Annotated in this window: 27 protein-coding genes; 11 read left to right on the top strand and 16 right to left on the bottom strand. The window is 68.2% G+C overall.

The window, feature by feature from the left end; translation table 11 throughout:
* Positions 1 to 78: 78 nt before the first annotated feature.
* From NJ1_RS10405 to NJ1_RS10385, 5 genes are read right to left on the bottom strand one after another with little or no spacing between them, the layout of a single operon-like run.
* Complete coding sequence (locus NJ1_RS10405) at positions 79 to 1,095, bottom strand: alpha/beta hydrolase (RefSeq protein ID WP_084477962.1); 1,017 nt, start codon at positions 1,093 to 1,095, stop codon at positions 79 to 81.
* Complete coding sequence (locus NJ1_RS10400) at positions 1,092 to 2,027, bottom strand: glucosyl-3-phosphoglycerate synthase (protein ID WP_084477961.1); 936 nt, start codon at positions 2,025 to 2,027, stop codon at positions 1,092 to 1,094. Before NJ1_RS10400 ends, NJ1_RS10405 begins: the two co-directional genes overlap by 4 nt.
* On the bottom strand, positions 2,024 to 3,595 hold the full coding sequence (locus NJ1_RS10395) for an ArnT family glycosyltransferase (protein WP_084477960.1): 1,572 nt from the start codon (positions 3,593 to 3,595) through the stop codon (positions 2,024 to 2,026). The genes NJ1_RS10400 and NJ1_RS10395 overlap by 4 nt, the downstream gene beginning before the upstream one ends.
* Complete coding sequence (locus NJ1_RS10390; protein WP_067691014.1) at positions 3,592 to 5,082, bottom strand: MFS transporter; 1,491 nt, start codon at positions 5,080 to 5,082, stop codon at positions 3,592 to 3,594. The genes NJ1_RS10395 and NJ1_RS10390 overlap by 4 nt, the downstream gene beginning before the upstream one ends.
* Complete coding sequence (locus NJ1_RS10385) at positions 5,079 to 6,497, bottom strand: condensation domain-containing protein (RefSeq protein ID WP_067691585.1); 1,419 nt, start codon at positions 6,495 to 6,497, stop codon at positions 5,079 to 5,081. The genes NJ1_RS10390 and NJ1_RS10385 overlap by 4 nt, the downstream gene beginning before the upstream one ends.
* A 259-nt stretch (positions 6,498 to 6,756) precedes the next feature.
* Here NJ1_RS10385 and NJ1_RS10380 point away from each other — a divergent pair, with 259 nt between their 5' ends.
* On the top strand, positions 6,757 to 7,791 hold the full coding sequence (locus NJ1_RS10380; RefSeq protein WP_067691012.1) for an alpha/beta hydrolase: 1,035 nt from the start codon (positions 6,757 to 6,759) through the stop codon (positions 7,789 to 7,791).
* Positions 7,792 to 7,833: 42 nt separating this feature from the next.
* Positions 7,834 to 9,093, top strand: a complete 1,260-nt coding sequence (locus NJ1_RS10375; RefSeq protein ID WP_067691011.1) for a PucR family transcriptional regulator — start codon at positions 7,834 to 7,836, stop codon at positions 9,091 to 9,093.
* A gap of 28 nt (positions 9,094 to 9,121) precedes the next feature.
* Here the strand turns inward: NJ1_RS10375 and NJ1_RS10370 are convergent, their stop codons facing one another.
* Both NJ1_RS10370 and NJ1_RS10365 read right to left on the bottom strand, forming a co-directional pair.
* Entirely contained in the window at positions 9,122 to 9,655 is a 534-nt protein-coding gene (locus NJ1_RS10370) for a hypothetical protein (protein WP_245717320.1), read from the bottom strand.
* A gap of 313 nt (positions 9,656 to 9,968) precedes the next feature.
* Positions 9,969 to 11,429 (bottom strand): MFS transporter, encoded by a 1,461-nt coding sequence (locus tag NJ1_RS10365; protein WP_176580406.1) that lies wholly within the window; start codon positions 11,427 to 11,429, stop codon positions 9,969 to 9,971.
* A 49-nt stretch (positions 11,430 to 11,478) separates the two neighbouring features.
* Here NJ1_RS10365 and soxR point away from each other — a divergent pair, with 49 nt between their 5' ends.
* Positions 11,479 to 11,940, top strand: coding sequence for a redox-sensitive transcriptional activator SoxR (soxR, locus tag NJ1_RS10360; protein WP_067691007.1), 462 nt, complete (start codon positions 11,479 to 11,481; stop codon positions 11,938 to 11,940).
* A 39-nt stretch (positions 11,941 to 11,979) separates the two neighbouring features.
* On the opposite strand, the gene NJ1_RS10355 is transcribed toward soxR, so the two are convergent.
* From NJ1_RS10355 to NJ1_RS10345, 3 genes are read right to left on the bottom strand one after another with little or no spacing between them, the layout of a single operon-like run.
* Entirely contained in the window at positions 11,980 to 12,717 is a 738-nt protein-coding gene (locus tag NJ1_RS10355; protein WP_067691004.1) for an ABC transporter permease, read from the bottom strand.
* Positions 12,717 to 13,460: an ABC transporter ATP-binding protein gene (locus NJ1_RS10350; RefSeq protein WP_067691579.1), complete on the bottom strand. Its 744-nt coding sequence runs from the start codon at positions 13,458 to 13,460 to the stop codon at positions 12,717 to 12,719. The genes NJ1_RS10355 and NJ1_RS10350 overlap by 1 nt, the downstream gene beginning before the upstream one ends.
* A gap of 11 nt (positions 13,461 to 13,471) precedes the next feature.
* Positions 13,472 to 14,134 carry an LppX_LprAFG lipoprotein gene (locus NJ1_RS10345; RefSeq protein WP_169813124.1) on the bottom strand — a complete coding sequence of 221 codons (663 nt, stop codon included), beginning with the start codon at positions 14,132 to 14,134 and terminating at the stop codon, positions 13,472 to 13,474.
* Positions 14,135 to 14,208: 74 nt separating this feature from the next.
* Between NJ1_RS10345 and NJ1_RS10340 the strand changes: the two genes are divergently transcribed.
* The 4 genes from NJ1_RS10340 (at position 14,209) to NJ1_RS10325 (ending at position 16,845) form a co-directional block, all read left to right on the top strand.
* Complete coding sequence (locus tag NJ1_RS10340) at positions 14,209 to 14,562, top strand: PadR family transcriptional regulator (RefSeq protein WP_067690999.1); 354 nt, start codon at positions 14,209 to 14,211, stop codon at positions 14,560 to 14,562.
* The gene (locus NJ1_RS10335) at positions 14,547 to 15,215 is read left to right on the top strand and encodes a hypothetical protein (protein ID WP_067690996.1); all 669 of its coding nucleotides are present in this window, start codon (positions 14,547 to 14,549) and stop codon (positions 15,213 to 15,215) included. Before NJ1_RS10340 ends, NJ1_RS10335 begins: the two co-directional genes overlap by 16 nt.
* A gap of 102 nt (positions 15,216 to 15,317) precedes the next feature.
* On the top strand, positions 15,318 to 16,004 hold the full coding sequence (locus tag NJ1_RS10330) for a DUF3592 domain-containing protein (RefSeq protein WP_169813123.1): 687 nt from the start codon (positions 15,318 to 15,320) through the stop codon (positions 16,002 to 16,004).
* A 43-nt stretch (positions 16,005 to 16,047) separates the two neighbouring features.
* Positions 16,048 to 16,845 carry an alpha/beta fold hydrolase gene (locus NJ1_RS10325; RefSeq protein ID WP_067690991.1) on the top strand — a complete coding sequence of 266 codons (798 nt, stop codon included), beginning with the start codon at positions 16,048 to 16,050 and terminating at the stop codon, positions 16,843 to 16,845.
* Between the two features lie 27 nt (positions 16,846 to 16,872).
* On the opposite strand, the gene NJ1_RS10320 is transcribed toward NJ1_RS10325, so the two are convergent.
* Positions 16,873 to 18,111, bottom strand: coding sequence for a fatty acid desaturase family protein (locus tag NJ1_RS10320; RefSeq protein WP_067690988.1), 1,239 nt, complete (start codon positions 18,109 to 18,111; stop codon positions 16,873 to 16,875).
* Between the two features lie 220 nt (positions 18,112 to 18,331).
* Here NJ1_RS10320 and NJ1_RS10315 point away from each other — a divergent pair, with 220 nt between their 5' ends.
* A complete protein-coding gene (locus NJ1_RS10315) occupies positions 18,332 to 19,177 on the top strand; it encodes a DUF1206 domain-containing protein (RefSeq protein WP_245717319.1) in 846 nt (281 codons plus the stop codon).
* Positions 19,178 to 19,435: 258 nt separating this feature from the next.
* Here the strand turns inward: NJ1_RS10315 and NJ1_RS10305 are convergent, their stop codons facing one another.
* Positions 19,436 to 20,098, bottom strand: coding sequence for a TetR/AcrR family transcriptional regulator (locus NJ1_RS10305; RefSeq protein ID WP_067690983.1), 663 nt, complete (start codon positions 20,096 to 20,098; stop codon positions 19,436 to 19,438).
* A 127-nt stretch (positions 20,099 to 20,225) separates the two neighbouring features.
* Between NJ1_RS10305 and NJ1_RS10300 the strand changes: the two genes are divergently transcribed.
* A complete protein-coding gene (locus tag NJ1_RS10300) occupies positions 20,226 to 20,891 on the top strand; it encodes an SRPBCC family protein (protein ID WP_084477985.1) in 666 nt (221 codons plus the stop codon).
* A gap of 21 nt (positions 20,892 to 20,912) precedes the next feature.
* Here the strand turns inward: NJ1_RS10300 and NJ1_RS10295 are convergent, their stop codons facing one another.
* Both NJ1_RS10295 and NJ1_RS10290 read right to left on the bottom strand, forming a co-directional pair.
* Entirely contained in the window at positions 20,913 to 21,479 is a 567-nt protein-coding gene (locus NJ1_RS10295; RefSeq protein WP_067690980.1) for a hypothetical protein, read from the bottom strand.
* A 31-nt stretch (positions 21,480 to 21,510) separates the two neighbouring features.
* Entirely contained in the window at positions 21,511 to 22,344 is an 834-nt protein-coding gene (locus tag NJ1_RS10290; RefSeq protein ID WP_067690978.1) for a hypothetical protein, read from the bottom strand.
* A 314-nt stretch (positions 22,345 to 22,658) separates the two neighbouring features.
* On the opposite strand from NJ1_RS10290, the gene NJ1_RS38910 reads away from it, so the two are divergent.
* Positions 22,659 to 23,330, top strand: coding sequence for a hypothetical protein (locus tag NJ1_RS38910; protein WP_157573887.1), 672 nt, complete (start codon positions 22,659 to 22,661; stop codon positions 23,328 to 23,330).
* Positions 23,331 to 23,349: 19 nt separating this feature from the next.
* Here NJ1_RS38910 and NJ1_RS10280 read toward each other — a convergent pair whose 3' ends face one another.
* Positions 23,350 to 24,174 carry an enoyl-CoA hydratase-related protein gene (locus NJ1_RS10280; RefSeq protein ID WP_245717318.1) on the bottom strand — a complete coding sequence of 275 codons (825 nt, stop codon included), beginning with the start codon at positions 24,172 to 24,174 and terminating at the stop codon, positions 23,350 to 23,352.
* 164 nt (positions 24,175 to 24,338) lie between these two features.
* Positions 24,339 to 25,655 carry a ferredoxin reductase family protein gene (locus NJ1_RS10275; protein ID WP_067690973.1) on the bottom strand — a complete coding sequence of 439 codons (1,317 nt, stop codon included), beginning with the start codon at positions 25,653 to 25,655 and terminating at the stop codon, positions 24,339 to 24,341.
* 207 nt (positions 25,656 to 25,862) lie between these two features.
* Between NJ1_RS10275 and NJ1_RS40155 the strand changes: the two genes are divergently transcribed.
* Positions 25,863 to 26,043: hypothetical protein (locus NJ1_RS40155; protein WP_218025164.1), on the top strand; the 181-nt coding region annotated here is incomplete at its 3' end.

The following is a 26,043-nucleotide window of genomic DNA, read 5'->3' as shown; positions in this document are numbered from 1 at the left end:
TGCCTGGCGACAGGCGTGTGCGCGCCCTGAACGGGTGAACCCGACGAGAAGCTCGCGCATCGCGCCTCGGCCGCTGAGCTACTTGGTGAGAGCCGATTCGAAGGCGGGCCAGGAATGGTGGAGGTCTTCCTGCCAATATCCCCAGGAGTGGGTTCCGGTGGGACGAAGATCGACGGTGGCGGGGATGTCCAGTTCGTGCAGGCGGGCCTGGAGGGCGCGGGTGCACTGGTTCATGATCGCCTCGAGCGGGGTCCCGAACAGGAGTTGCCAGGTCAGCTGGAGGGGGTCGTCGTGGGTGCCCTGAAGGGTGTCCAGGGGGCCCGGGGCGCCGGTGCCGCTGGAGATGTAGATGGTTGTGCCGCGTAGGCCCTCGGCGTTCAGATAGGGGTCGTGGGCGGGCCAGGCGGGATCCCCGGCTGGGCCCCACATGTTGAAGGCGTTGCCGCGCCAGCGCGCTACGACGGCGGCCACGAAGGCTTGGCCCTGGGGGTCGCTGGTGCGCACGCATCCGCTGTAGGAACCGACGGCGCGGTAGAGACCCGGTGCGGCCAAAGCCAATTGGAACGCTGAGGTCCCCGCCATGGAGATGCCGGCGATGGCGTTCGCGCCGGAGCCGTGCAGGGTGGTGTCGACGATCGGGGGCAGCTCCCGGGTGAGGAAGGTCGTCCAGCGGGGGCGCCCGAGTAGTGGGTCGTCGTGTTCCCAATCGGTGAAATAGGTTCCGGCGCCGCCGATCGGGATGACGACGTTGACCTGCTTGTCGCGGAAGAACTCCGCGACATCGGTCTCGTCGTACCAGCTGCCGTCGATACCGCCGTTCGCGCCGTTGAGCAGGTAGAGGGTGGGGGCGGGGGTATCGGGGTCGGCGGCGCGCAGCACCCGCGCGCGGATGACTGTGTTCATCGCGGCGGAGTACACGAACATGTCCGAGACCCGCTCGCGCACCGGCGCGAAGTGATCGAGACGAGACCCCGGTGCGTCCGGGGGCTGAGCGTGACCCGTGACCGAGGTCAGGATCTGCAGTGCGATCACGAGCCAGAACGCGATATGCCTCGACACGGTTGCGCGTCTGCGTGGTTCGCGCGGTGCGCTCATGGCAGCACCTCGTCGAGTGCGGGGAGGCTGCCCATGGGTGGCCTGTCGATGAGCGACACGGTGCTGACCGTGCGCTCCCAGATCGCCCCTTCCGGCCGGTATCTGGAGAGCCCCAGACCCGAATCGCGGATGCCGAGCCGATCGAGCATGGTGGCGATGAGCTGCCGGCTCATATCGGCCAGCTCGTGGGTGGGCCGGTTGCGATGGATCCGCGTGCCCAGATCGACCTGCGCGATGGCCTGGGCCCCGTGTCGCTGCCAGGTATCGAGCAGAATGCCGATCTCGACCCCGTAACCCGGTGCGAAGGGGATGGTGGACAGGAGTTTTCGGGTCGCCGCGTACTCGCCGCCGAGTGGTTGCAGCACCTCGCCGAGCTCCGGGGCCAGCGCCGTGAGCAGCGGCCGCGCCACCAATTGCGTCACCCGGCCGCCACCCTCGGGATCGCCGTGCAGGTCCGCGGCCAATGGCCGCCGGTAGTAACCCTTCACCAGTTCGATGCCGTCGTCGAAGAGCATCGGCGCCAGCAGGGCGGGGACGAACCGCGGATTGGGGGCCAGCAGATCCGAATCGATGTACACGACCAGATCGCCGGTGGTCACCGCGAGCGAGCGCCACAGCACCTCACCCTTGCCCGGCCGAGCCGGAATGCCCGGGAGTACCTCCTCGCAGCTGTATACCGCGGTGGCGCCCGCTGATTCGGCCACCCGCACGGTCTCGTCGGTGGAGCCCGAATCCACCACGACCAGCTCGTCGACGAGGCTGCCCACCAGGGGTCGAATCGAGGCCAGCACCCCGGCGACGGTGTCCTGCTCGTTCAGCGCCGGCAGCACCACCGACACGGTGCGGCCGTCCTTGCGTTCGATCAGTTCCCGCTGAGACCAGTCCCGGTGGAACCAGGTGACCCCGGGGGAGTGCATATTCCGATGGATCATGGGTGTATTCCTCTGTCCGGCACGAAGGTATCGGTGCGCCATCGCGGCCACACGGTGGTCCAGGGTGCGCGCGGCTGGTCACAACGCCAGATCACGACGTCCCGGGTGATGCCCGGGAATCCCAGCCGATCATCCAGGTGGGACACCGCCGTGACCGATGAAAAGGTCTGCCGCAGAGTGTTTTCCGCAGACTCGCCGCCGACGTAGAGCGCCGTGGTGGCGTTCTCGGGCGGAATCCCGAAGTAGGCGAACCCGCGATTCGGGCTGTACACCGCAGGCAGGTCGTTCCCGAATCGGTCGAGAGCCGCTGCCTGCCAGTAGTTCTCGGTGATGAGGACGGCGTGCTCGCGCGCATCGGCCGGAAGGTCGCGCGCGGCCCGGGTGACCGCCTCGCTCAGCGCCGCCCACCCGTTCACACCGAACAGACGTGACCGCTCGGAGATCGCCCGCTGACTCTCGGCGGGTTCTCGCAGATCCGACAGTGGCCGAGGCAGTAGGCATATCGCGGCGACGGTGACGACCACCGACACCGCGGCGGACCCGAAACCGGTCACCGTGAACCACTTCGATCGGTGGCGACTGCCGGCCCACACCGCGCCGGCGGCCACGAGCACGGGAAACACCCCCGCGAGGTAGTAGGGGCGGGAGGATGTGACGACGACGAAGGTCAGCTGTGTGAGCGTGGCAACGGCGGTGAACCGATAGGCCCGCAGCGCCGGGAAGCACAGCAGCGCACACAATCCCACACCGGCCAGCACCCCGCCGAGCACCCCGAGCAACAGCGCCAGCTGGAGCGGAAGCCCGGCGGCGCCGCCGGTCGCGGCCCGCTGTTCCTCCGCGATCACCGAGCCCATCGCCAGTTGCGGCCACCCGTGCCGAGCCTGCCAACCCAGCGCCGGAATCGCGCTGAACGCGACGATCGCCACCGTCGCCCCCGCCGCCGTGCGCCGAAAAACGGCCCGCGGCCCGCAGAGCAGCAGCCCGAACGCCAACCCCGCGACCAGCACCGGGAGCAGCAACTTCACCTGGAGATCGACCGCCGCCAGCACACCCACCGCGATGAACAGCCGATCATCGCGAATCCGGCACCACCGCACCACCATCCAGAGCATCGCCGCCGAGAGCGTGGAGTCCAGCGCGAACGTCGAGAGCGTCGCGGCCTGCGTGATCAGGAACGGCATGGTGGCTCCGGCGAGCGCCGCCGTCACCTGCGCGCGGCGGCCACCCCCGAACTCCCGGGCCAGCGCCGCGCAGATCCAGATCGATGCCACCGCGCACGCGATCGCTGGAAGCCGCAGCACCAGCAGCGAATCCGGTGCGAGCCAGGCAGCGCACCGGGCCAGCACGGGCACCAGCGGCCCCTGGTCGACATAGCCGACCGCGAGCCTGCGTCCCGCCGCGAGAAAATACAGTTCATCGCCGAAGTAGCCGTACCTCCCCGCTCGTGCGCCCAGTAGCGCCGCCACCGCCGCCGAGAGAACGGCAACGTCGCGAACAGCCCACGGGTGCAACAGATCCTGGTGCGGATCGCTCGTGCGCCGATGGACGTCCAGGGAGCCTCGCGTCATGATCGCGACCTCGGCAGTGCGAAGGTCAGCACGGCCAAACCCGCCGATATTCCCGACATGATCCACAGGACAGTGGTGATCGCGGCCGTATACGACTGCGCCGCGACCCGGTCGAAGAACACCATGCCCAGTACCGCCGCTCCGAGGCAACTGCCCACCTGCTGCACAGTCGGCACCAAGCCCGACGCCGACCCCGCCAGCCGATCCGCGACCCCCGCCAGCATGAGCGAGGGCAGCGGCGCGGCGAACCAGCCCATCCCGGCACCGGCCGCGAACACCGGCCAGGCCAGCACGCCGATTTCCAGTGCGGACCCCCGCGTGTGCACGGTCTCTGCGAGCGCCCCCAGCGCGACCGCGAACACCGTGACACCGAGCGTCAGTGCCCGAGGTCCCCACCGCGACACCAGCAGCGGCGAAGACAGCGCCCCGGCGATCGCGCCGACCGCGAACGGCAGCATGAGCAGCCCGGTATGGGAGGCCGACCAGCCCAGCCCCGTCTGCACGGTCACCGATACCGTGAACAGCAGTGCGGTGAACATGCCGAAGAACACCGCTGTCAGCACGGTGCCCACCGCGAAGGACCGATCGGCGAACACTTGCGGCCGCACCAGCGATTCGGCCCCGCTCGCCGCCCGCCGTCGCTGGTCCCGCACGAAGATCGCGAGCACCGGAACCGACAGCGCGAGGAGCGCGAACATGCCCGGTGGCCAACCCATTTCGCTACCGGAGGTCAACGGGTAGACCAGCAGGCCGAGCCCCACCGCGGACAGCAGCGCGCCCCGCACATCGAGGCGGTCCGCGATGCCCGCCGGCACGGGGCCGCCCGTGTGCGCCCGGGCATCACCCTCGACCGCCCGTATCCTTCTGCCGCCGCGAACCCCGACGTACCGGTACCCCAGCAGCACCGCCACCCCGCCCAGCGGCACATTGATCAGAAAGATGGTCCGCCACCCCATCCCGAGCGCATCCGCGTCCACCAGCGCGCCGCCCACGAGCGGTCCCGCCATTCCCGCGAGTCCGGCCACCGCGCCGTACACCCCGAACGCCACGGTTCGCCCGCGGTCGGTGAACGCCCCGGTGATGATCGCGATGACCTGCGCGGAGGCCGCCGCCGCCGCCACTCCCGCCACACCCCGCGCCGACACCAATTCGACTGCGCCCGTAGCCAGTCCGCACCACAACGAGGCTCCGGCGAAGCCGGTCATGGCGACCAGGAACACCGCCCGCCTGCCGAGCAGGTCCCCGACCCGTGCCGCGGTGAGCAGGGTGCAGGCGAACGCCAGCCCGTACCCGGTGACGATGAGCAATTGCGCCGAACCACCCGCGCGCAGATCACGCGCCACCGCGGGCACCGCGGTGTGCACGATGGTCAGATCCAGCATCTGCATGAATACCGCCACCAGGCACGCCGACAGCGCACCCCACGGGTTCGGCGTCGTGGCCGGACACTCGGGGCCCCCGGTGGCTCCCGAGATCCTGACCGTCATGACAGCGCCGGCACGCGGACCGCGTGATCCCCGTCGGTGACCACGGCCGTCACGACCTCGATCAGCGTCCGGACATAGCGATCCACGGCCGCGCGCGCCTGCGGCGTATCGGGGAACAGCAGGGTGAGCGTGCTGACCTCGGGCAGGCGATTGACCCACATGTAGACCTCGCCCGAACTCGCCCGGCTGCCGTAGAGGCCACCGTTGATGGCGTCGAACATGTCCGCACCGGCCATCTTTCGCACATCGACGTAGGACAGCATGGGGGCCGCCCAGCCCGGCCGGGTTCGAATGCCCAGCTCGGGCGTCACCAGTTCCAATACCCGGTGCAGCGAGATGTCCGTCAGATCCTTGGCCCGCTCGGCCGCCTCCTGCGCCACCGTCACCAGCGAGGTGAAGCTGTCCTCGGGATGTACCGAGATCGCCACCGGGATCAGATTGGTGTACCAGCCCACCGACCCCGACTCGCCGGGCAGGAAACGGGTGTTGGCCGGGGTGAGACCGAAATAGTCCTGATTGCCGGTCAATTCGAATTCGACCGCGGCCAGCGCCGCGAACAGACCGCCGAGGAAACGTCCGCCGTGCTCCGCGCACACCTGCTCGAAGCGCAGGGCGTCGGTTTCGGTGAACAGGGGCAGGGTGACCTGCGCACCCTGGGTGTATCCGAGTCCCGTCCCGAGTTCGAGCGGGAACTTCGGCAGGTCACCGTCGTTGCGCCGCAACAGGTCCACCCAGCGGCGGATCGGGGGCGACTCGAGGGTGAGCTGCTCGTTGAGCGTCCGCTCGCGCGCGCAGTAGCCGATATGCCCGTCCACCGGCGGTAAAGGCGTTGCCCCACCGGACAACTCGTTGCCGTACAGCAGCAGCAGATCCATGCAGGACAACGCCTGCGCCACACCGTCGGTGTGCAGATGGTCCACGACCGCGTACATGGTGAACGACTCCTCGCGCTCGATGACGCCGAAGGAGAAGCAGTCCCATTCGAACGGTCCCGGCGTCTCGGCCTCCACCCGCTCGCGCAGTGCCTCGACATCGGTGAACTGCCCGTATTCGGTGGCGGCGAAGTCGATATCGGCGGGATCGGCGACATGGCGCACGATGCGCCCGTCGGCCTCGCGGGCGAACCAGCTGGAGAAGGTGTCGTGCCGGCGCAGGAACGCGTTGATCGCCGCGGTGAGAGCCGGGTGGTCCGGCGCCGCGGCGATATCGAAGGAGATCAGGCACAGTCGTGAAACCCGCAGTCCCGCAGCGCTGTTACGGCCGACCGTGCGCAGGTACGCCTCCTGTTGGTAGGACGGCCCGACCTCGTGTGCCGAAGCCCGCCCCACCGCGACCCGCGACTGTGGCGACGCGGTCCAGGTGGTGAGCCGGCCCGGCTCGGGATGCCAGTCGTCGAAGAGGCCGAATGCGACCATGAATTCCCTCGATCCGTGCAGCTGATGACTCTGTCCCGTCACCGCGGCCCAATTGCCCGCAGGTAACAGGCTTTCGAGTGAACGGCACCCGCGAACCCTCCGGCCAGAGCCGGAGCGGAATTCTGTGACGAATCCCAAACCTGTGAGTGATCCTCCCGAGGACCTCCCAAAGTGCGGCGATACCCGTTGTCCGGGGTGATCGGTGGGCCTAGCGTCACCAGCCGAACGGCCGTACCCGGCCCAATCGGAGGCTTCTCGGATGAAATCAGCTGGTCTGCTCCTGGCGCTCGTCTCGGTCGTCGTGGCGCCCTGGCTGTGGGCGGCTCCGGCGGCGCGCGCCGAGCCGATCACCCCGGGTGCCGTCCTGGACGCGGCGCGCCCGGCCGCCGACGGATCTCACCTGGTCGCCGCGTCCGAAGCTCCCGGCGGCCTGCTGGACCTGCGGGTGTACTCGAGTGCCATGGACGCCGAGCTCACCGTGAAAGTGCTTCGCGCCCAAGACGGTTCGGTGCCGTCCCCGGTCGTCTACCTGCTCAACGGAGCGAACGGCGGCCTGGACGGCAGCAGTTGGCCGGACCGGACCGATATCGTGGACTTCTTCCGCGACAAGCAGGTCACCGTGGTCACGCCGCTGGGTGGCAACGGCAGCTATTTCACCGATTGGCGGGCCGATGATCCGGTGCTGGGACGACAGCGCTGGAGCACCTTCCTCACCAGGGAACTGCCGCCGATCATCGATTCGGGTCTGAACGGCAACGGCGCCAACGCGATAGCGGGCATCTCCATGTCGGGCACCTCGGTCTTCCAGCTCGCCATCGGCGCTCCGGGGCTGTACCGCGCCATCGGTTCCTACAGCGGGTGCGCTCGCACCAGCGACCCGTTCGGCCGGTTCTTCGTCGATGCGGTGGTGGTGCGGTGGCGCGGTAATCCCACCAATATGTGGGGCCTGCCCGATGATCCGGCCTGGCTCGCCAACGATCCCTATCTGCACGCGGATCAGTTGCGCGGCACCGCCGTCTACGTCTCGACCGGCACCGGTGTTCCGGGACCGCTCGACACCCTCGACGGCCCGGGAATCCGCGACAATCCGGTCACTCTCATCGGCCAGCTCACCAGTGGCGTTGTCCTGGAAGCGATCACCGACAGGTGTGCCCGTGCGCTCGCCGAGCGGATGCGGGATCTGGGCATCCCCGCGACATTCAATCTGCGCCCCAGCGGAACGCATTCCTGGGGCTACTGGCAGCAGGACCTGCATGATTCCTGGCCGATGTTCCAGCGGGCCCTGGAGAGCTAGCCGGGTGGTCCGACGACGCCGCGCGAGCGGAAGGAGTGTGCGATGACATTCGACAACGGCGAGCGCCCTGGCCTGAGCGTATCGGGTAAGCCGATGTCCGCCGCGCTCGAGGACATCCTGGCGCTCTCGCAGCACATGGTCGGGCATTTCGTGGAGCACGTCGCGCCCTGCGGCACCCTGCCCAGCGACGCGATCCACGGCGACGTCACGGCGATCACCCGGATCTGCCTGGAACTGGCGATCGGCATGCTCGACGGCGAAGACCTACCCGCCGAGACCGAAAGGCTGCGGGATGCCGCGGCCCAGTGGGCGCGCGAGGGCGTGCCGATCGACACGATTCATCACGCGGTCCACGAGGGCTTCAGGATCGGCGTCGACGTGGTGGTGACGAACGCGGCGTCGCGACAATTGCGCACCGACGCCACCGGACCGGTGCTCACGGCGGGCGACTACGAAAACCTGCTCTACGGATTGCGATTGGTGGTCCGGATGCTCGACCGGATGACCACGGAGATCTCCCTCGCCTACGTCCGGGAGCTGCGATCGGTGGTGAGTGAACATCACACCGCCGTGCACACGCTCACCTCGGCGCTGCTCGGCGGCCACTCCACCTCCACCATGGCCCGCGAATGCGGTATCGAGATCGCGCCGTCGTATCACGTTCTGGCCGTGTCGATCCCGCCGCATCCGCAGGAATTCGACATCCGGGTCGACGGCAAGGTGGTCGCGCGCCGCAAGTTGCGCCGGGTGCAGGCCGAACTCGCCACCCGCTGCGGGGCCTCGGCGTTGTCGTTGCTGAGCGTGGACGGCGGCACGATCCTGATTCCGTCGGGCGCGTCGTCCCCCGCGGATCTGGACGAATTGATCGCGGGGTTGTCCGAGGCCGCCGAGGTCTCGGTGATGGCCACTGTCGTGACCGCCGTGCCGCGAGAAGTGCCCGGGGCCGTCGAACAGGCCCGTGAACTGCTGGACATGGTCCAGCGCCTGCAGTGCGAGCGCGGGCTGTACGGTTTCGACGAGCTCGCACTCGAATTCCAGCTCACCCGGCCGGGTCCGGGCCGCGAATACCTCGGATCGCTGCTCGATCCACTCGACGCGTACCCCGAACTCGTGGACACGTTGCGGCGGCACATCTCCAACAATCTCAACCGCCGCCGCACCGCGCGGCTGCTGCACGTGCACACCAACACGATCGACTACCGGCTCAAGCGGATCGGTCACCTCACCGGATTCGATCCGACCCAGCTGACCGGGCTCTGGTACCTGCGCTCTGCCCTGGTCGCCCGCAGCTACCGCACCTGAGCGTGGGATCCACCGGCCCGCGCGCCCTTCAGCAGGCCAGCCGACCGGATCGCGACAGGGCGCGCGCGCTCACCGCGCGCACCGCCGCCGAGATCGCGACCAGCGGCGGCACCCACCGAGCCTCGTCGGGAGCGATACCCCAGTCGACGGATCCGCCGGCGAGTGGGAGCGGGAAGCTCGCACCACCGGTGTGCACGATCGCACCGGCCTCGCGCAGCATCTCGATCGCCCGCGCGGCCTTGCCCGCACCCACGACCAGGTGGATCTCACGCCGCTGCGCACCCCGAATCTCGATCACGGGTCCGGACAGGTTGTTGGCCCGCAGATATCGACGGACTCCGGCGGCCAGCGGGCCGGTGAGTTCGACGGCCGCGATCCGCTCGTCGGTGATCAGCCGGAGTCCATCGAACGCTTCGGTCACCGTCCACCCATGGCGGCCGTAGTCCTGCACCGTGTGCGGCGTCGCCGGAGAAACCGTTCTCGGAAGCGTTGCGGGCACTGTCTTCTCCCATTCACCAGGTCGATCGAGTTCACGCGGCGGGCGCGCATTCACCACCCTCACACCCGCACCTGTGCATCAGATCCGTTGCGACTGTGAGGTTCCTGAAGGGCACCTGTGATCGCGCACCGCCCACGAAATTCTGCGCCGGATCCGGTGTCGATACATCGGCCGCTGGTAGCCGCCCGTATACCTCTGAGGTCGGACCCGGGTATGACGGACGCTGGGCCGGTTCGGGGTTTCGCTCACGTCGTGAGCGCGTGCGCGCGGCCGCGCACGCGCGGGACCAGCGACGGCGCATCGCGAGTGGGGCGGTACGGGCCTAAGGGAAAACCCTCAGCCGAAGTAATGACTTCGTCGCCCCCCGCTCACGTCGTCAGTGCGTGCGCACGCGCGGGGATGTCGGCCGTCCGCGCGTTGCCAGGACCGCGGTGGCGATGCCCAGTGCGGTCAGCACGGCGATGCCGAGGGTCATGATGCGGGCCGAGTCGACCAGCGAGGCGTCGCCCAGCCGGATGAGAGTGCCCGCGATAGCCGAGGTCACCGCATAGGAGATCAGCTGGGTGGTGTTCAGCGCGGCGGCTGCCTTCGCGCCCTCGGCGGGATCGGTGGTGCTGCTCATCGCGGCCACACTCAGATGCGGGAAGGCCAGACCGATGCCGGCGCCCGCGACGAACAGCACCAGTGCCCAGACGATCACGAGCGGCCCGGGAGCCCCATCCGACTGCAGGAGCGCGTAGGCCACGAGCCCGCCGGTCAGCAGCAGGGGTGCGATCCGGATCGCACGATGCGCGCCGCGCGGGGACAGCCCGACACTGACGAGCTGGGCCAGCACCCACCCGACCGAGAGCGCCGCGCCCAGCAGCCCCGCGACCAGTGGCGTCAGTCCGCCCAGATCCTGACCGAACAGCGGCACGAAGTTCTCCGTCATCACCCCCGCGCACAGTGCCGCGACGGTGAGATAGATCCACTTGAGGGGATTGCCCCGGGTGTAGGTGAGCCGGGGGAGCACCCGCACCGAGCCCCTGATCTCCGCGACCACGAACGCCGCGAGCAGCAGGACGCCGATGGCCAAGGCGATGATGGTCGAGAGTCCTTGCGGGACGGTCGAACTCAGGCTGAACGCGCTCGCCGCCAGCGTCAGCAGCACCAGCGACAGCACCGGGACGGGCGAGCGGTCGGCCGTGCCCCCGGACTCGCGAGGCAGTGCCCGCCGGGTCAGCGCGGCCAGGATCAACGCCACTGCCAGCAGCAGGGCGTAGGCCCAGCGCCAGCGGCCCAGCTCGGCGAACACGCCGCCCAGCGCCGGACCGATCAGCGTGCCCACGCCCCACATGGCCGAGACCAGGCCGGCGGCGCGGCCCCAGAGGTGTTGCGGCAGTGCGGTTCTGATCACCGCATAGCCGAGTCCGGCGAGCAGGCCGCCGCCGAGACCCTGCACGACCCGGCCCGCGATGAGCAGTTCCATACTCGGGCTCGCGGCGTTGATCGCGGCGCCGGTGGCGAAGACCAGGAAGCCGGTGCCGTAGGCTCTGGCCGCGCCCCAACTGCCGAGCACTCGGCTGACCAGCATGGACGCGATCACCGCGGCCATCAGGAAGGCGGTCGCCACCCAGGCGTAGTACTTCTCGCCGCCGATTTCGCCGACGATCGAGGGCATCAGGGCGGCGGTGAAGTACAGATTCATGGCGTACAGCGCCACGCCGCCGGCCAGGATCGACACCGAGGCCAGGTAGCGTCCCGAGAACAGTTCGGACCATCCGCCGCTGGGCTCGCCGCCGTGGGTATCGGGCGTATCTTCCGTCGTCGCGGTGTCATTCGATGAAGTAGCGCTCACAGTTCGCTAGGCTAGAACTTCAAGTGAACTTGAAGTCAAGAGAGCGGTCATGAGTCAGACACCCACAGATCTGCTGACCATCGGGGAACTCGCGGAGCGCGCGGGCGTCGCGACCTCGGCCGTGCGCTTCTACGAGGAGCAGGGCCTGATCTCGTCGGTGCGCACCTCGGGGAATCAGCGGCGCTACCCGCGTCATGTCCTGCGCCGGCTGTCGCTGGTGCTGTTCGCCAAACGCCTGGGCATACCGCTGATCGAAGTGGCGGAGGTGTTCGCGAGCCTGCCGGAGGACCGGATGCCCGGCAAACGCGACTGGGATCGGATCTCCCGGCGCTGGAGCGATCACCTCGAGGCGCGGCGCAGGGAGATCGAGCAGCTGCAGCACGAACTCACCGACTGCATCGGATGCGGATGCCTGTCGCTGCGCCGCTGCTACGTCCTGAATCCGGCCGACAGCCTCGGCGCGCGGGGTGCGGGCCCGCAGCGACTCCTGCACCCCGAGGGTGACGAGTAGCGAGCGTCGCCCCCGCGGTGGGGCGACGCTCACTGTGGGTCAGCGGCTTTGGCGTCGCAGTGTGGCCGCGCCACCGAAAAGCGTTGCCACGGCGAACAATCCGAGGACGAGCAGATCCAGCCACAACCGGGTGGTCGGCAGCGGAAACGTGCCGACCTCGGCCATGGCATCGGCGGCGTAGCGCAACGGCATCGCATCGCTCGCGATCTGCAGGACGGTGGACATCTCCTCGCGTGGCCAGATCAACCCGCACAGCAGGATCTGCGGGAACACGATCGCGGGCATGAACTGCAGCGCCTGGAATTCCGTGCGGGCGAAAGCACTGGTCAGAAGTCCGGTGCAACACCCGAGAATCGCCGTGGAGACCGCGATCAGCAGGACCGTGGCGATATTGCCCTGCGTGCGCAGACCGAGCAGGCCGTAGGCGACGGCGCACGCGACACAGGCCTGTACGGCCGCCAGCGCCGCGAAGGCGATGGCATAGCCGAAGAGCAGATCGAGTTTGTGCAGGGGAGTGCTCAGCAGGCGTTCGAGCGTGCCGCTGACCCGTTCGCGCAGCATGGCGACGCTGGTGATCAGGAACATCGAGGTGAAGGGGAAGATGCCCAGCAGCATCAGGCCGATCTGATCGAAGATGTCGAGGCGATCGACGAAGATGAACCGCAGCAGTGCCAGCAGCAGACTGGGGACGGTGATGACCAGCGCAATGGTGCGCCGATCGTGCCGGACCTGGGTGAGCACGCGCGCGGTGGTGGCGAAGGTCAGTGAAACAGACATCAGGCGAGCACCTTTCGGTCGTCGTCGGTGTCGGTCCGCTGCAGGATGAGTCGCAGGAACGCCTCCTCGAGATCCTGTGCGCCGGTGGCGGCACGCAGATCGGCGGGGGTCTCGTCGGCGAGCAGCCGCCCGTCACGCAGCAGGAGCAGGCGTTCGCAGCGGTCGGCCTCGTCCATGACATGGCTCGACACCAGCAGCGTGACGCCCGTCGCGGCGAGCGCGTGGAATTGGGCCCAGATATCGCGGCGCAGTACCGGATCGAGTCCGACGGTCGGCTCGTCCAGGATCAGCACATCGGGATGCGCGAGCAGTGCGCAGGCCAGCGACACCCGGGCGCGTTGCCCGCCGGACAGGTCATCGACCATCCGGTCGGCGATATCGGCCAGTCCGACATCGCGAATCGCCTGGTCGGCGGCCGTCGCGCCGGTGCCCTGGATCTTGGCGAAGTAGCGTGCGTTCTGGCGGATCGTCAGATCGCCGTAGACCGAAGGCTGCTGTGTCACATAGCCGACGCGTCTGCGCAGCTCGGCGGTCCCGGCGGGCAGGCCCAGCACGGTGACGCTGCCGGAGCGGATGCGCTGCACGCCGACGATGGCCCGCAGCAGGGTCGTCTTGCCCGAGCCGCTGGGGCCCAGCAGCCCGGTGACGCTGCCGGGCGCCAGCGCGAAGCCGATCTCGCGCAGGATCTCCTGCTTACCGCGGCTGACGCTCAGGTTCAGCACATCGATCGCGCTGTCTGTCATGTCGGGATCCTTCACGATGGGTTGCCCGGTTCGGGGGTCGAATGCGGCCGTGAGACCGCGACGGTGAGCTGAGCGTCGGGATGCTTCGGGAAGCTCAGTGTGCTCTGGAGCGGGAGATGCGCCCCGCGCACGCGCACCCAGACGGTGAGCCTCGCGTCCTCGCGGACGCCGGGCAGCACCGCGGTGAGCGAGTCGGCGGGTACCACGGCCTCGATCTTGAACGCGTCGATGCCGGTGAACTGTTCGCGCCCAACGGTTTCCGGATCGCGGAGCGAGCGCAACAGGGTGGCCAGCCCGCCGTCGCGCCCGATCATGGCGCTCGGACTGGGGAATCCGGACGGCATCGGGATCAGCGTGCCGTTCTCGGATCTGCTGAACAGCGTGCCCTGCCGGGCGAGGAACGGAGTCTCCGATCCGGTCGGCAGCGTCGCGGTGCCGCTCGCGCTCCCGCCGTCGCGCGCGAACACGTCGGCGTCGAGACCGCGCAGCGGGAAACCGGGCACCGCGCCCTGCGCTCGCAGGGCCACATGCGCGGAACCCATCGCGCCGGCGGAGATCGCGGCATCGCGCATCATCAGCGCGGCATCGGGCAGTCCGCCCGATCCGTCGGCGCAGCCGGTGAGCACACCGGCCACGGTGAGCGCGACCAGAGCGCTCGCAGTTCTACAGCGCACCGAAGACCTCCTATGGGTAGGGACGCTATCCATAGGCTAGGCCACATTTCGCTCGAAGGGTAGGCTTGCTACCCATGAGCGCAGAAGTGCTGAAGGGACACCTGGACGGCATGATTCTGGCCGTGCTCGCCGACGGCCCGTGCCACGGCTACGGCGTCATGGAGGCGTTGCGCACTCGCACCGGTGGTCGATTCGACCTGCCCAAGGGCACCATCTATCCGGCGCTGCATCGTCTGGAGCAGGCGGGTCTCATCGATGGCGCGTGGTCGAGCGGGGGCGGCAGGCAGCGGCGCACCTATACTCTGAGCTCGGCCGGGCATCGGCGGCTCGGGGTGGAGCGCGCGTCCTGGCGGGATTTCGTCGCGGCGGTCGGGGCGCTCATGGAGGGGAACGCCGGAATGGGGGAAGAGCCATGTCCCGCAGTGTGATCGACGACTATCTCGATGACCTGAACACTCGCCTGACGGGCACCTGGTCCGAACGCCGGGCCATCCTCGCCGAGATCGGCGACGGATTGCAGGACGCGGTGGATCATCATCGCGCGCAAGGCCTTTCCCTGTCGCAGTCCAGAATCGCCGCCGTCGAGGAGTTCGGCGGCGCTCGGGTGATCGCCGCGGAGTTCGCGCCGGTGCTCTCGTCCAAGCGGATCCACCGCTACGCCTGCGCCTTCACCACGATGGGTCCGGTCATCGGCGTGCTGTGGGGTGGAGCGGCGCTGCTGGGATCCTTCTGTGCGGTACCGAGGTGGTTGACGATCGCGGGGCTCGTGCTCATGGCGGTCGCGGTGGTCATCGGAGTGCCCTTCACCGCCACGGCGATCGCCTCCACCGGCCGGCTCGTGCGGCTGGTCCGGATCCCGACTCGCTTGGCGGCCAAGGCATTGCTGGTCACCGCAACGGTATCGGTGTTCATCGACGCGACATTGCTGCTCACCCTGGTGGTCCTGCTCATGCTGGATTCGCGTGATCTGGTCGTGCTGCCGGTGGCCCTGGGCGCGCTGGCCAGCATCGCGCGCATCGCCGTCGCGGTATCGAGCGTGCCGCGCCTCGCTCCCGCACGCACTCCGGTGCCGACCTCGTAAGAGGTCGTGGCTGGGCGGATCTCAGCGCGCCGGTCGCCGACGGAGGTGCCTGAATGCCCGTCGTGTCCGGTTCGCTGTGTCCGATCTGCCAGGATGAGGGAGATGAGCACCTCCCCGCCCGTTCGACGCCCGCCGGGCCCTGACCGGTCCGCGCCGTCGTTGCGCAAGCAGTTCGTCGTTCTCGCACTGGGAACCGCGTGCGCGGGTGTGATGGCGATATCGGGTGCGCGGATCGCGCGGCCGATCTGGCTGCTGGGGCTCATTCCGCCGCTGCCGCTGCTGTTCCTGGGCCTGCTGGGGACGACCGCGTGGCGGATGCATACGGCGATCGGCGGGCGGGTGCGCACGGCGGTCGGGCCGGTCGAGTATCTCGCCTGCACCACCCTCGCCGCGGGCGTGCTGCTGATCGGAGCCGGTGGGGTGTCGAACGTGGTTGGCCGCGTACTGCTCTCGCTCACCGCGCTCATGGTGATCACGCTGGTGATCTCCACGGTGGCGCGTGCTCGCCGCCGCAGCGAGGCCGCCGCGCTGCGCGCCCGGAGTGTCCGGGTCAGCGGAACTGTCACCGACGACGGGCTGGACCGGTTCCCGCGCACACCCTCGCCCAAGCTCGCGACGGTGACGGTCCGATTCACCGACGACCGGGGCGTGGCCCGCTGGGTCTCACCCACGACACCGCAGTACCCGGCGCGACCTTTCCGGGTCGGTGACCAGGTTCCCGTATGGTTCGACCCGGACGATCCCGGCGACGTTTCCCGCATCGTCGTCGAGTTCGGGCACGCTCGATAGTTGCTCGGCCGGAACGCAATTCACACCCTAGGGAGAATTCGATATGTCCAGCTCGCGTCACCGAATCAGTCGCGCCGCGCTCGCGGCGGCCGCGGCCGTATCCATCGCCGTGGTCCCCGTCGTCTCCGCCACCGCGAACGCCGCCCCGGCCAGACCCACCGTCGTGCTCGTGCACGGCGCGTTCGCCGATCCCTCCAGCTGGAACGCCGTCGCACAGCAGCTGCGGGACGCGGGCTACACCGTGGTGGCTCCGGCGAATCCGCTGCGCGGACTCGCCTCGGACGCCGATGCCATCGCCGATGTGCTGAACGGAATCGACGGCCCGATCGTGCTGGCCGGGCACTCGTACGGCGGCGCGGTCATCTCGCAGGCCGCGGCGGGAAACCCGAAGGTCAAGGCGCTGGTGTACATCGCGGCGTTCATGCCCGACGCGGGGGAGAACCTCGGTTTGCTCACCGCGCGCTTCCCCACTCTGCTGCCGATCGCGCTGCGCCCGGCCCTGGCCGAGGGCGGCATCGACCTGACCATCGACAAGGGACTGTTCCGTCAGTTCTTCGCCGCCGATCTCCCGGTCGAGCGGACCACGCAGATGGCCGAGGATCAGCATCCGGTCAGCGCCACCGCGTTCGTGTCCACGCCGACCGCCGCGGCGTGGCGGACCATTCCGTCCTGGGCCATGGTCGCCACCGAGGATCAGACCCTCGGCCCTGCGCTCGAGCGCTTCGAAGCACAGCGCGCCGGATCGCACACCGTCGAGGTCGCCGGATCGCACGTCGTGATGATCTCGCATCCGGCCGAGGTCACCGACCTCATCGAAGGCGCGGCGGACGCCACCGACTGACCAGCGGGCGAGCCGCTCGGATCATGATCAACGCCGCTCACCGGCCGGGGTCACCCGGCCGGTCCGGCGAGGAACGGGCAACTCCCGCAACGCCGTTCGCAGGCCACGCCGGATACCGGTGACCGGGCCGGTGCTCGGCGCCGGTGCGAAGCGGCACTCGGACGCGGTCTCGGGCGCATCGTCGCTGGTGGCGCTCAGGAACCGGTCCGGAAGCGCGAGTTTGTGGATGGTGCGCAGGGCCAGCAGATACTGACCGGCGAGCGGACCGGTGGTGTAGGGCAGATCGTATTTCTCGCACAGCGCGCGCACGCGGACCGCGATCTCCGCGTAGCGGTTGCTCGGCAGGTCCGGGAACAGATGATGCTCGATCTGGTGGCACAGATTGCCGCTGAGGAAGGCCAGCACGGGTCCGGCCTCGAAGTTCGCGGAGCCGAGCAGCTGGCGCAGATACCATTCGGACCCGGTCTCGTGCTCGAGCACCGCGGGGGTGAATTTCTCTGCGCCGTCGGGGAAATGACCGCAGAAGATCACCGCGTGCGCCCAGAGATTGCGCAGCGCGTTGGCGGCGGCGTTCGCGGTCAGGGTGCGCAGCCAGCGCCGCCCGCTCAGCGCGGGAAACAGCAGGTAGTCCTTGCCGGTCTGGCGCGCGATCTTGGCGATCAGCGCGCGCTTCTCGGCCTTCCTGCCGGCCTCGTCCGAGTGCCGGTCCCGTTCGGCGTAGAAGCCGTGCAGGGCGATGCCCCATTCGAAAGTCGTTGCCAGCAGCAGATGTTGGAGCGGCTGCAGCAGGAATCGGGGCCGCCACTGTTCATCGCGGGTCACCCGCAGCACACCGAAGCCGATATCGTCGTCCATGCCGACGACGTTGGTGAACATGTGGTGGCGGAAGTTGTGCGAATAGCGCCACTGCCGCGACACACCCGCCATATCCCACTCCCAGCTGCGCGAGTGCACCTCCGGGTCGTTCATCCAATCCCATTGGCCGTGACCGACATTGTGGCCGATCTCCATGTTCTCGATGCTCTTGGCCAGGGCCAGACCCGCCACACCCGTGAGCCAGCCCGCGCGATGACCGCTGGCGGCGATCACCAGGCGCGCCACGGCGTCGAGGGTCCGCTGTGCGGCGATGGTGCGATGGATGTAGTTCGCATCGCTGCGGCCACGCGAGGTTTCGATATCGCGGCGAATCAGATCGAGTTCGTGGCCGAGGTTGTCGATGTCCTGCGCGCTGAGATGCGCGTACCGCTCGAGATCGGTGATTGCCATGGCCAACTTCCGGGTGCGATCACCCGATGCGGGTGGCAGTGCGGCGGAGGCCGGTCGGCCGCCGCTCCACCAGTAGAGGCGGTATGCCCCCTGCCGTCAACACGACGGTTCCGGACGCGGTTTGGCGTCCGTGTCACCGGGTATCGCCGCGATACGTTCAGATCGGCATATCGGGCGAATCACCCGGTGGCCGATGCGTTTTGGCAGTGGAGAGGGACCCGTGAGCTCGACGACGCCCGGAAATCACCGAACCGCGGTAGGCGACTCGTCGTCGACCGCGGAGCGCATCGCGCAGCACGACATCTTCGAACGATTCGCCCGCGCCGGATTCGTCATGACCGGCATCGTGCATCTGTTCATCGCCTACATCGCCGCGCGCCTGGCCTTCGGCGGATCCGGCGGCTCGGCCGATCAATCCGGCGCGATGGCCGAACTGGCGGCCAAGCCCGGCGGAACCTTCGCCCTGTGGCTCGGCGCAGTCGCCTTCGTGCTGTTGGCGCTGTGGCGCTTCGCCGAGGCCGCCCTGGGCAAGGCCTCGGAACCGGAGGCCGACAGCAAGAAATCCGAAGCGCTGCATCGAGCCAAGGCGTTCTGCCTGGGCGTCATATACGTCTCGTTCGCGTTGTCCGCCTACGGATTCGCCCGCGGGCACGGCAAGTCCAGCAGCGGTGAGAGCATCGGCCTCACCGCGCGCCTGATGGAATCCACGCTCGGCAAGATCGCTCTGGTCATCGGCGGGCTCGTCATCATCGGGGTCGGCGGCTATCACATCTATAAGGGCGTGAGCCGAAAGTTCCTGCACGATCTGGAGAATTCGCCCGGTGCGTTCGTCCGCCGTCTGGGTTTGGTCGGGTACACGGCCAAGGGCGCTGCCGTCGCGGCCGTGGGTCTGCTGGTCATTCTGGCCACGGTGCAATCGAATCCGAATCGGGCCGCGGGTCTGGACGGTGCGTTGAAGACTCTCGGCGCGCAGCCGTTCGGTATCGCGCTGCTGCTCATCGCCGCCCTGGGCATCGCCACCTACGGTCTCTACAGCTTCGTGATGGCCCGTCACGCCAAGATGTAGGTCGCCGAGATGTAGGTCGCGCAGGCTCGTCGAGCGGGTGCGCCGGGGTTATCGTCGGAGCATGACCAGCGGGTCATTGCGGCCGCCGATATCGCCGCGATCGCGGCCCAGAGCGCGGCCGCGGCTCTGCCCGAGGCGGGTCTGCCCGCGACGTCGGCGGCGCAGGTGCGGGTCGCGATCACGGTGGAGGTCGTGCGGTTGCTCGAATCCGCCTGAAGCAGACGGGTTTTCTCGCCGGATCTCCCACGTCACCGGATGTCACTGCGTCACAAGGGAATCGACTTCCTCGGCGAATAGCAGAGCCGGGTCGAAACCCATGCCACTGAAATGGCCGGCGAGCTCGAGGGAGAGCACGCCGTGCACTCGGGTCCAGAACGACACCGCGCGGTGGAGGGTGGCGGCCGGGACCGAATGGCCTGCGGCCCAGCGGCGATAGTGGTCGAGATGAGTGTCGAACGGTGTCGGCTCGGCGGTGGTGGGTGGGGCGGCGGTGGGTAGGGCGGCGAATGCCTCGATCAGCATCGACATGATCTCGGAGGAGATCGCGGTGGTGTCGTCCGGGGCGTGATAGCCGGGGACCGGTGTGCCGTAGATGAGGAAGTACCGCTGCGGGTCCGTCAGCGCCCACTCTCGCAGCGCGCGAGCCAGTTCGGTGATGTCCGCTCCCGAATCCCGTGCCTGGCCGAGGGTGTCGGCGAGGCTGCGGTAGGCGTCGCGGATGAGTGCGGTGATCAGTTCGTCGCGCCCGGCGAAGTAGCGGTACAGGGCGGGGCCGCTCATGCCGACCTGTTTGGCGATCGCGTTGAGCGAGAGCGCGGACGCGCCCGCCGTAGCGATCTGTTCGCGGGCGCACTGTTTGATCTCCGCCTGCATCTGCGTGCGATAGCGCTCGCGGGGTGTCTTCGCGCTGGTCTCTTCCATCAACGGCTCCTTCCCGGGTGTGCGGCCACTGATTTGGTTAGAGGTTATCACTTTCGCTCTTGCCTCTCACGACAGAGCGTTATAGGTTCTAACTAAATCAAGAGGGACTAACCAATTGGAGAGCATCATGAACGGCACTCATCGCGATCGAAAGGCTGATCGCCAGGTCGAAGCCGGAATCGTTCGCCGCTCCGGGCGTGCGGCGCTGGTCGGCGCGGCACTGACCGCGACCATCCTGGGCATCACCGCCGCACCCGCCGCCGCGGACGGACCGGTGTCCGATCCGGCGCCGCTGACCTGCGCAGGGCAGGGCATCGACCCCGTCGCGCCCATCCACTACCGCACCGAAGCGCTGATCAAGGCCCCGCTGGACACCATCTGGAACCTGCAGACCGATGTTGAGAACTGGCCCGCCTGGCAGCCGGCCGTCACCAGCGCCGAGCGCCTCGATTCCGGTCCGCTGCGGCCCGATTCGCGGTTCCACTGGACCACCCCGGTGCCCGCCACCGAGCACACCCCCGCGACCACCCTGAGCATCACCTCCACCGTGCACCAGGTCGAACCCGAACGGTGCCTGCGCTGGAGCGGCCCGGCGGTCGGCGAGGGCATGGGCATCGACGGCGGCATCCACGTCTGGACCTTCACGCCCGTCGACGGCGGCGTCCTGGTGCGCACCCAGGAGAACTGGAATGGTGCGCAGGTCGAGGCCGACGTCCCGACCTCCACCTACTTCCTGGGCATGGGCCTGGAAACCTGGCTCGCCGACCTGCGCACCGCCGCCGAGGGAGCGTGAACGCTTCGGCTGTACGTGGTTCTACGTCATGAACCTGAGCAGGCCGAGTTGGGGTTCGAGCGCACCGTCCTGCCCGAGGGCCTGGAAGTCCGCTTCCACGCGGGACAGTTCCAGCGTCCCGGCCCGGACCGCGCTGTAGCGGACGTACGACCACAGGAACACGTCGAGGCTGTCGAAGCGGGTGCCGGTCTCGACGACCTCCTCCTCGTGGAACCACACGGCCACTTGGCCATTGGTGAGCACGACGTACAGATTGCCCCCGCCGTCCGCGCCGATCGAGTAGACATCGTCGTCGCTCAGCGCGGTCTCGTAGTCCGAATCCAGGATGCCGCAGTCGTTTCCGGCGAAGTCGAAGCCGTAGGACCAGTCGAAGATATCGAGGAACTGTGGCAGGCTGCCCGAGCGCACCCTGCGGTCGAATGCGGCCAGGGCGGCGGCGTCAGTGGGGGCGAGGCGTTCGAGAAAGGCTGTCACCGAACGGGTTTCGTCCGGAATCCGCACCCGTTGGGTGTCGGGGAACCAGCGTGCGAGATCGGCATCGAGGGCATCTTCGGTGTAACCGGCCAAATCGGCGGGGGAGAGCGTCACGCGCGGATTCTAGATGCGCCGGGCGACAGTCTCACCAGCTGCCGTCGAACAGCGCCGCGAGGGCGGGCGCCGGATCCGCGACCGTCGTCGTATTCGCCACCGCCACAACGATCATCGCCGCGGTGGCCAGCATCGCGAGGGTCGCGGACGCGGCCAGTACCCGCCTGGTTCGACGGTGGCGGGAGGGTGTGTTCGCGAACCGCTTCCAGCACACCACGGCCGCCGCGGCCGAGAGCACCGCCACGATCGAGGCGATCACCAGCATCACCACGTGGTACCGCGAAAAGTCATCGATCATCGCACTCAGGACCGGTGGCGTTCGTTCGCCCGTGCTCACGGCGTCGGCCAGCCGCTGCCTGACGTCCCCCAGTGTCGCGCCGAGCTGGGCGTCGTCCGATTCGCCGGTCAGCATCGGCAGCAATGCGGCGAAGGGCGCCACCGTGCCCTGGATGTTGGCCATCACCAGCAGCAACGCACCCAGTGCCAGTGTCGTGACGGCGATACCCCCGGCGGCGAGTCCGCTCCCGCCGATTCGCAGGAAGCGTCGCCACAGCAGAACGCCGAGCCGGGCCAGCGTGATCAGCGCGAGCGCGGCGATCACCGCTTTGGCCATGTGGTACCGGAACCAGTAGTCGACGATCCGCTGCATATCCGGGGTGTATTCCTGGTCTCCGCCGCGCCAGTACCCCACGAACGCGTTCCGGAATCCGTCCCGAACCGCGGGCTCGTCCGTGAACCCACTGCCGGCCACCCATCGCGGTCCGAGGACGAAGGCGATCCCGAGAGCCGCTGCCAGGCACGCCAGGGCCCCGATCACCCGCCCGGACTCCTGGCCCGATCGCGGTGCGGTTGCGAGAGTGGACATGACGCTCCTGCGGCTCGATCGACGTCTTCCCCCTCAGGGTAGGCGGGGTGCGGGTGCCGCCCGGGATGCGTCGAGCATGGGGCGTCGGCGATCGACATCGAGTGGCGCGCTGTCCAATGGGTTGTGGTCGATGAAAGACGTTCGCCACCAACGGATTGCCTCGACCGCCAACATCGGCGAAATCACGCAAGAGGTGTAATTCGTTCAATTCAGACAGAATTGGGACTTCGGGGGAGAGGTTCTCGGAAATCGGGGAATGAATCTTGTTCGGCCGGGTAGCATCTCGCACGGCTGCCTAATAGTTAGGAACCCTTTTGACTGATTCCGAGAAAGTTTCCCTGTCCTTTCCGCCGGCCGAGCCCCCCTCGTTTCCGGATGCGCAGCCGGTGGAGCGAACCATGTCGCGGCGGAAGTGGGCCGCTCTCGCGGGAGTATTGCCCCTCGGTGCCATAGCTGCCGGGTCTGCGTACTTTGTCCGAAGCGCCGACGATGCTCCAGCCGACCCGGGGCCGGGGCCGACGGTGGGCAATGCGGCGAAATTCGGTGCGGTGCCGACACAGACCGTACCGCCGGAAGGACTCGCACCCGAGATATCCAAGATCGGTAGCAGGCATATCGCGGCATTGCACGCAATTCACCTCTATATGAGCCACGCCTCGACCTATGACCCACAAACTCTCGACGAGTATTTCGCAGGTTCTGTCGAATCGACGACGGGGGCGCTTCGACAGCAATTGATCGATACCCAGGCTGCGACTCGGGAGTTCTTCAAGGCGACCAACAGTCGTAGTGAGGTCGTCGAATTCAATTGCGGGCTACGCGCCATCACCGGGACGACCGCGCTCGGCGTCGGGTACGTCAAACAATCCACGTCGAGTGATGTCACCCCGGGTGCGGCCGTGTCGTTGACCGCGTGGGTGGTCACCGCGGAGGAACAGCCGGACGGCCGCTGGCTGATGAGCGATGCCAGGCATATCTCGACCTAGCGTTCGGCGGCTCCGGTTCTCAGGTGAGGTCGGGCAGGTCCGTGCTGATCCGGCCCGGAAACCGCGGCGTGCGCTTCTCCAGAAACGATGAAATGCCCTCGCGGAGATCGGCACTGGTGAGAGCGCCGGAGATCAGTTTCCGGTCCAGTTCGAAGGCGGCCTCCGGGCTGGGCGCACCCGCCATGGTGACCAGGGATCGCCGGATCGCCGCCGCCGACACCGGTGCGACATGGATCGCGATGTCCCGGGCGAGCGCGTATGCCGCCGGGAGCAGCTCCTCGCGAGCATGCAGGCTGGTGACGAGTCCGGCCGCCAGCGCCTCGTCCGCATCGAAGACCCGGCCGCTGACCATCCACTCCTTCGCCTTGGCCAGCCCCACGATGCGGGGCAGGAACCACATCGATCCACCCTCGGGAAACAGGCCGCGCCGGCCGAAGACGAACCCGAAACGGGAATCGGTTGCGGCCAAACGGAAGTCGGCTGCGAGCGTCATGGTGATACCCACCCCGATCGCGGCGCCGTGGATCGCGACGATCACGGGCTTGTTCAGATTCGTCATCGGCCGGACCACCCGGGTCGCGGGCTCGATCCAGGCCGGATCGGTGGCGTCGTCGGTGCCCTCGTCGTCGGACATGTCCATGCCGACGCAGAAATGCGGTCCCGCACCCGCCAGCACCACCACCCGGATGTCGTCGTCCGCGTCGGCGACGGCGAGCGCTTCGCCGAGCTCGTTCGCCATCCGCGTGGTGAATCCGTTGCGCGCGTGCGGACGGTTGAGCGTGATGGTGGCGATGCCGTCGTCGACGGTGTACTCGATGGTGCTCGGCTTCGATGAGAAGATCACTGACGAACGGTCTCATTGCCTCGAGTCGGGTGTCAATGACCCGTCCCGCCGTCGGTCGGCGCTCAACTCGTCGCCAGGCCGAACCAGACCGATGCGCCCAGCAGGATCAGCGCGATCACCAGAACCGCTCGCGTGGTGTAGACATGGCGCATGCCGGGCTCCCGTCAGACGAAGTCGAAGCGTTCGGTGTGTACCTTCTCGGCGGGCACGCCCACCGCTGCGAGCGCGTCATCCACGGCGGTCACCATCGGGCCCGGCCCGCAGATGAAGTACTGCATGTACTCGAAGCGCGACGGCAGATTTCGGGTCAGGACCGCTTCGTCGAGGTAGCCGCTCTCGCCCTCCCAGCCCGCGGGCGGATGCTCGAGCACGTAGACGACGCGGACGTCGAGCCGCTGCCGCAGCGCCTCGAGCTCGTCCGCGAAGGTGGCGTCGTCTTGCGAGCGGCTCGCGTAGAAGAGCGTGAACGGGCGGCGATCACCGCGATCGGCCATCGTGCGCAGAATGCTCACCATCGGGGTCATCCCGACCCCGCCCGCGATCAACACGAACCCCGGCCCCTCGTTGCGGTCGGGCGTGAAGACGCCGTGCGGGCCGTCGAGATAGGCGCGGGTGCCCGGCGACAGCGCGCCGACCGTCGCGGTGAAATCTCCGAGCGACTTGATCGTCATGTCGACCGCGTCGGTGCGTTCCGCGCTGGAGGAGAACGAGAACGGATGCGCCGTCACCGCGAACGGTGATCGATCGACCATCAACCACCCGAACTGCCCCGGCTGGAATCGGAAACCGGAGTGGCCGACGGGCTTCAGCGTCACCGTGTGTGCGTCGCCGACCTCGGGCGTGACCCGCACGACCTCCCACGAGCGTCGAATCCGCATCCACGGCTTGATCACTCGAACCCACAGCAGCAGCGAGATCAGCCCGACCGTCATGACGCCCCAGAGCCACTTCTTCCACGGATTGTCGACGTAGTACCCGACCAGCAGCACATGCGCGAGCGCGAGCGCGACCACCGCCACCGCGAGGACGCCGTGCAGGATCTGCCACACCTCATAGCGCAGCCGAAAGCGCCGCCGCCAGAGGGAGGTTGCGATGAGGACCAGCAGCAGAACCGTCGAGGTCACCGCGAATCGGGCCCGCCACGGCGCCTGTGCCAGGTTCAACAGCCCGATGATGTCGACGCCCGCGAGCTGCAACAGGATCGGGTGCGCGAGGATGAACGCGAGCGCCACATAGGACACCTGCCGGTGGAACATCACCAGGGCGTCTTCGCCGAAAGGCGCCGCCGCCGCCTGGAATCGGGCCACCAGTGCGAACTGCATCCCCATCATCGACAACCCGACGAATCCCAGGGCCACCGAGAATCCGGTCAGGAATCCGCGTCCCGGCGGGCCACCGCCGATCACCGCGAACACCAGTGGCGCGACGGCCACCGCCAGATAGACCCCGATCCAGCCCACGCCACGCGCCACGAGAGACATCGCGTGCTCTCCTCACTGCTTCGGACGAAACCTTCCGACAGATGAACAGCTAACCCGAGGTTATTGCACCGTATGCCAGATCGAGGCATACCGGTGCACGCTCTACGCGAGCATATGGGTGAAAGCACCGCCCAGTGGTCACATGATCAACCGTGTAGATCGTCGTGATGCGATCGGTGCAAAGTTTCAGCGAATGCAATTCAGGCGATGTGTTCGACGCGCGTGCCGGGAATCGCGCACTTCGAGAACCGCGACGTCCCCGGAAACGCGGAAACCCCGCGCCGTGTGGGCGCGGGGTCTCCGGTGTGTTCGGATCGATCAGGCGCGACGGCCGCGTGCACCGCCGCCGGAGCGGGAGAACCCGGCCAGGCCGCCGGTGCTGCCCGCC

It is taken from the genome of Nocardia jejuensis NBRC 103114 (assembly GCF_001613145.1).
Lineage (GTDB): Bacteria > Actinomycetota > Actinomycetes > Mycobacteriales > Mycobacteriaceae > Nocardia > Nocardia jejuensis.
Note: the sequence above shows the minus strand (reverse complement) of the source record. Positions and strands in the feature narration are given on the sequence as shown.

Excerpts from the sequence above, each read along its gene's own strand:
- NJ1_RS10305 (WP_067690983.1), bottom strand. The coding sequence starts at position 20,098 with ATGGAAGAGACCAGCGCGAAGACACCCCGCGAGCGCTATCGCACGCAG.
- NJ1_RS10290 (WP_067690978.1), bottom strand. The coding sequence starts at position 22,344 with ATGTCCACTCTCGCAACCGCACCGCGATCGGGCCAGGAGTCCGGGCGG.
- NJ1_RS10380 (WP_067691012.1), top strand. The coding sequence starts at position 6,757 with ATGAAATCAGCTGGTCTGCTCCTGGCGCTCGTCTCGGTCGTCGTGGCG.
- NJ1_RS10395 (WP_084477960.1), bottom strand. The coding sequence starts at position 3,595 with ATGACGCGAGGCTCCCTGGACGTCCATCGGCGCACGAGCGATCCGCAC.
- NJ1_RS10385 (WP_067691585.1), bottom strand. The coding sequence starts at position 6,497 with ATGGTCGCATTCGGCCTCTTCGACGACTGGCATCCCGAGCCGGGCCGG.
- NJ1_RS10275 (WP_067690973.1), bottom strand. The coding sequence starts at position 25,655 with ATGTCTCTCGTGGCGCGTGGCGTGGGCTGGATCGGGGTCTATCTGGCG.
- NJ1_RS10350 (WP_067691579.1), bottom strand. The coding sequence starts at position 13,460 with ATGACAGACAGCGCGATCGATGTGCTGAACCTGAGCGTCAGCCGCGGT.
- NJ1_RS10320 (WP_067690988.1), bottom strand. The coding sequence starts at position 18,111 with ATGGCAATCACCGATCTCGAGCGGTACGCGCATCTCAGCGCGCAGGAC.
- NJ1_RS10300 (WP_084477985.1), top strand. The coding sequence starts at position 20,226 with ATGAACGGCACTCATCGCGATCGAAAGGCTGATCGCCAGGTCGAAGCC.
- NJ1_RS10405 (WP_084477962.1), bottom strand. The coding sequence starts at position 1,095 with ATGAGCGCACCGCGCGAACCACGCAGACGCGCAACCGTGTCGAGGCAT.
- NJ1_RS10335 (WP_067690996.1), top strand. The coding sequence starts at position 14,547 with ATGTCCCGCAGTGTGATCGACGACTATCTCGATGACCTGAACACTCGC.
- soxR (WP_067691007.1), top strand. The coding sequence starts at position 11,479 with ATGAGTCAGACACCCACAGATCTGCTGACCATCGGGGAACTCGCGGAG.
- NJ1_RS10390 (WP_067691014.1), bottom strand. The coding sequence starts at position 5,082 with ATGACGGTCAGGATCTCGGGAGCCACCGGGGGCCCCGAGTGTCCGGCC.
- NJ1_RS10330 (WP_169813123.1), top strand. The coding sequence starts at position 15,318 with ATGAGCACCTCCCCGCCCGTTCGACGCCCGCCGGGCCCTGACCGGTCC.
- NJ1_RS10355 (WP_067691004.1), bottom strand. The coding sequence starts at position 12,717 with ATGTCTGTTTCACTGACCTTCGCCACCACCGCGCGCGTGCTCACCCAG.
- NJ1_RS10340 (WP_067690999.1), top strand. The coding sequence starts at position 14,209 with ATGAGCGCAGAAGTGCTGAAGGGACACCTGGACGGCATGATTCTGGCC.
- NJ1_RS10325 (WP_067690991.1), top strand. The coding sequence starts at position 16,048 with ATGTCCAGCTCGCGTCACCGAATCAGTCGCGCCGCGCTCGCGGCGGCC.
- NJ1_RS10400 (WP_084477961.1), bottom strand. The coding sequence starts at position 2,027 with ATGATCCATCGGAATATGCACTCCCCCGGGGTCACCTGGTTCCACCGG.
- NJ1_RS10375 (WP_067691011.1), top strand. The coding sequence starts at position 7,834 with ATGACATTCGACAACGGCGAGCGCCCTGGCCTGAGCGTATCGGGTAAG.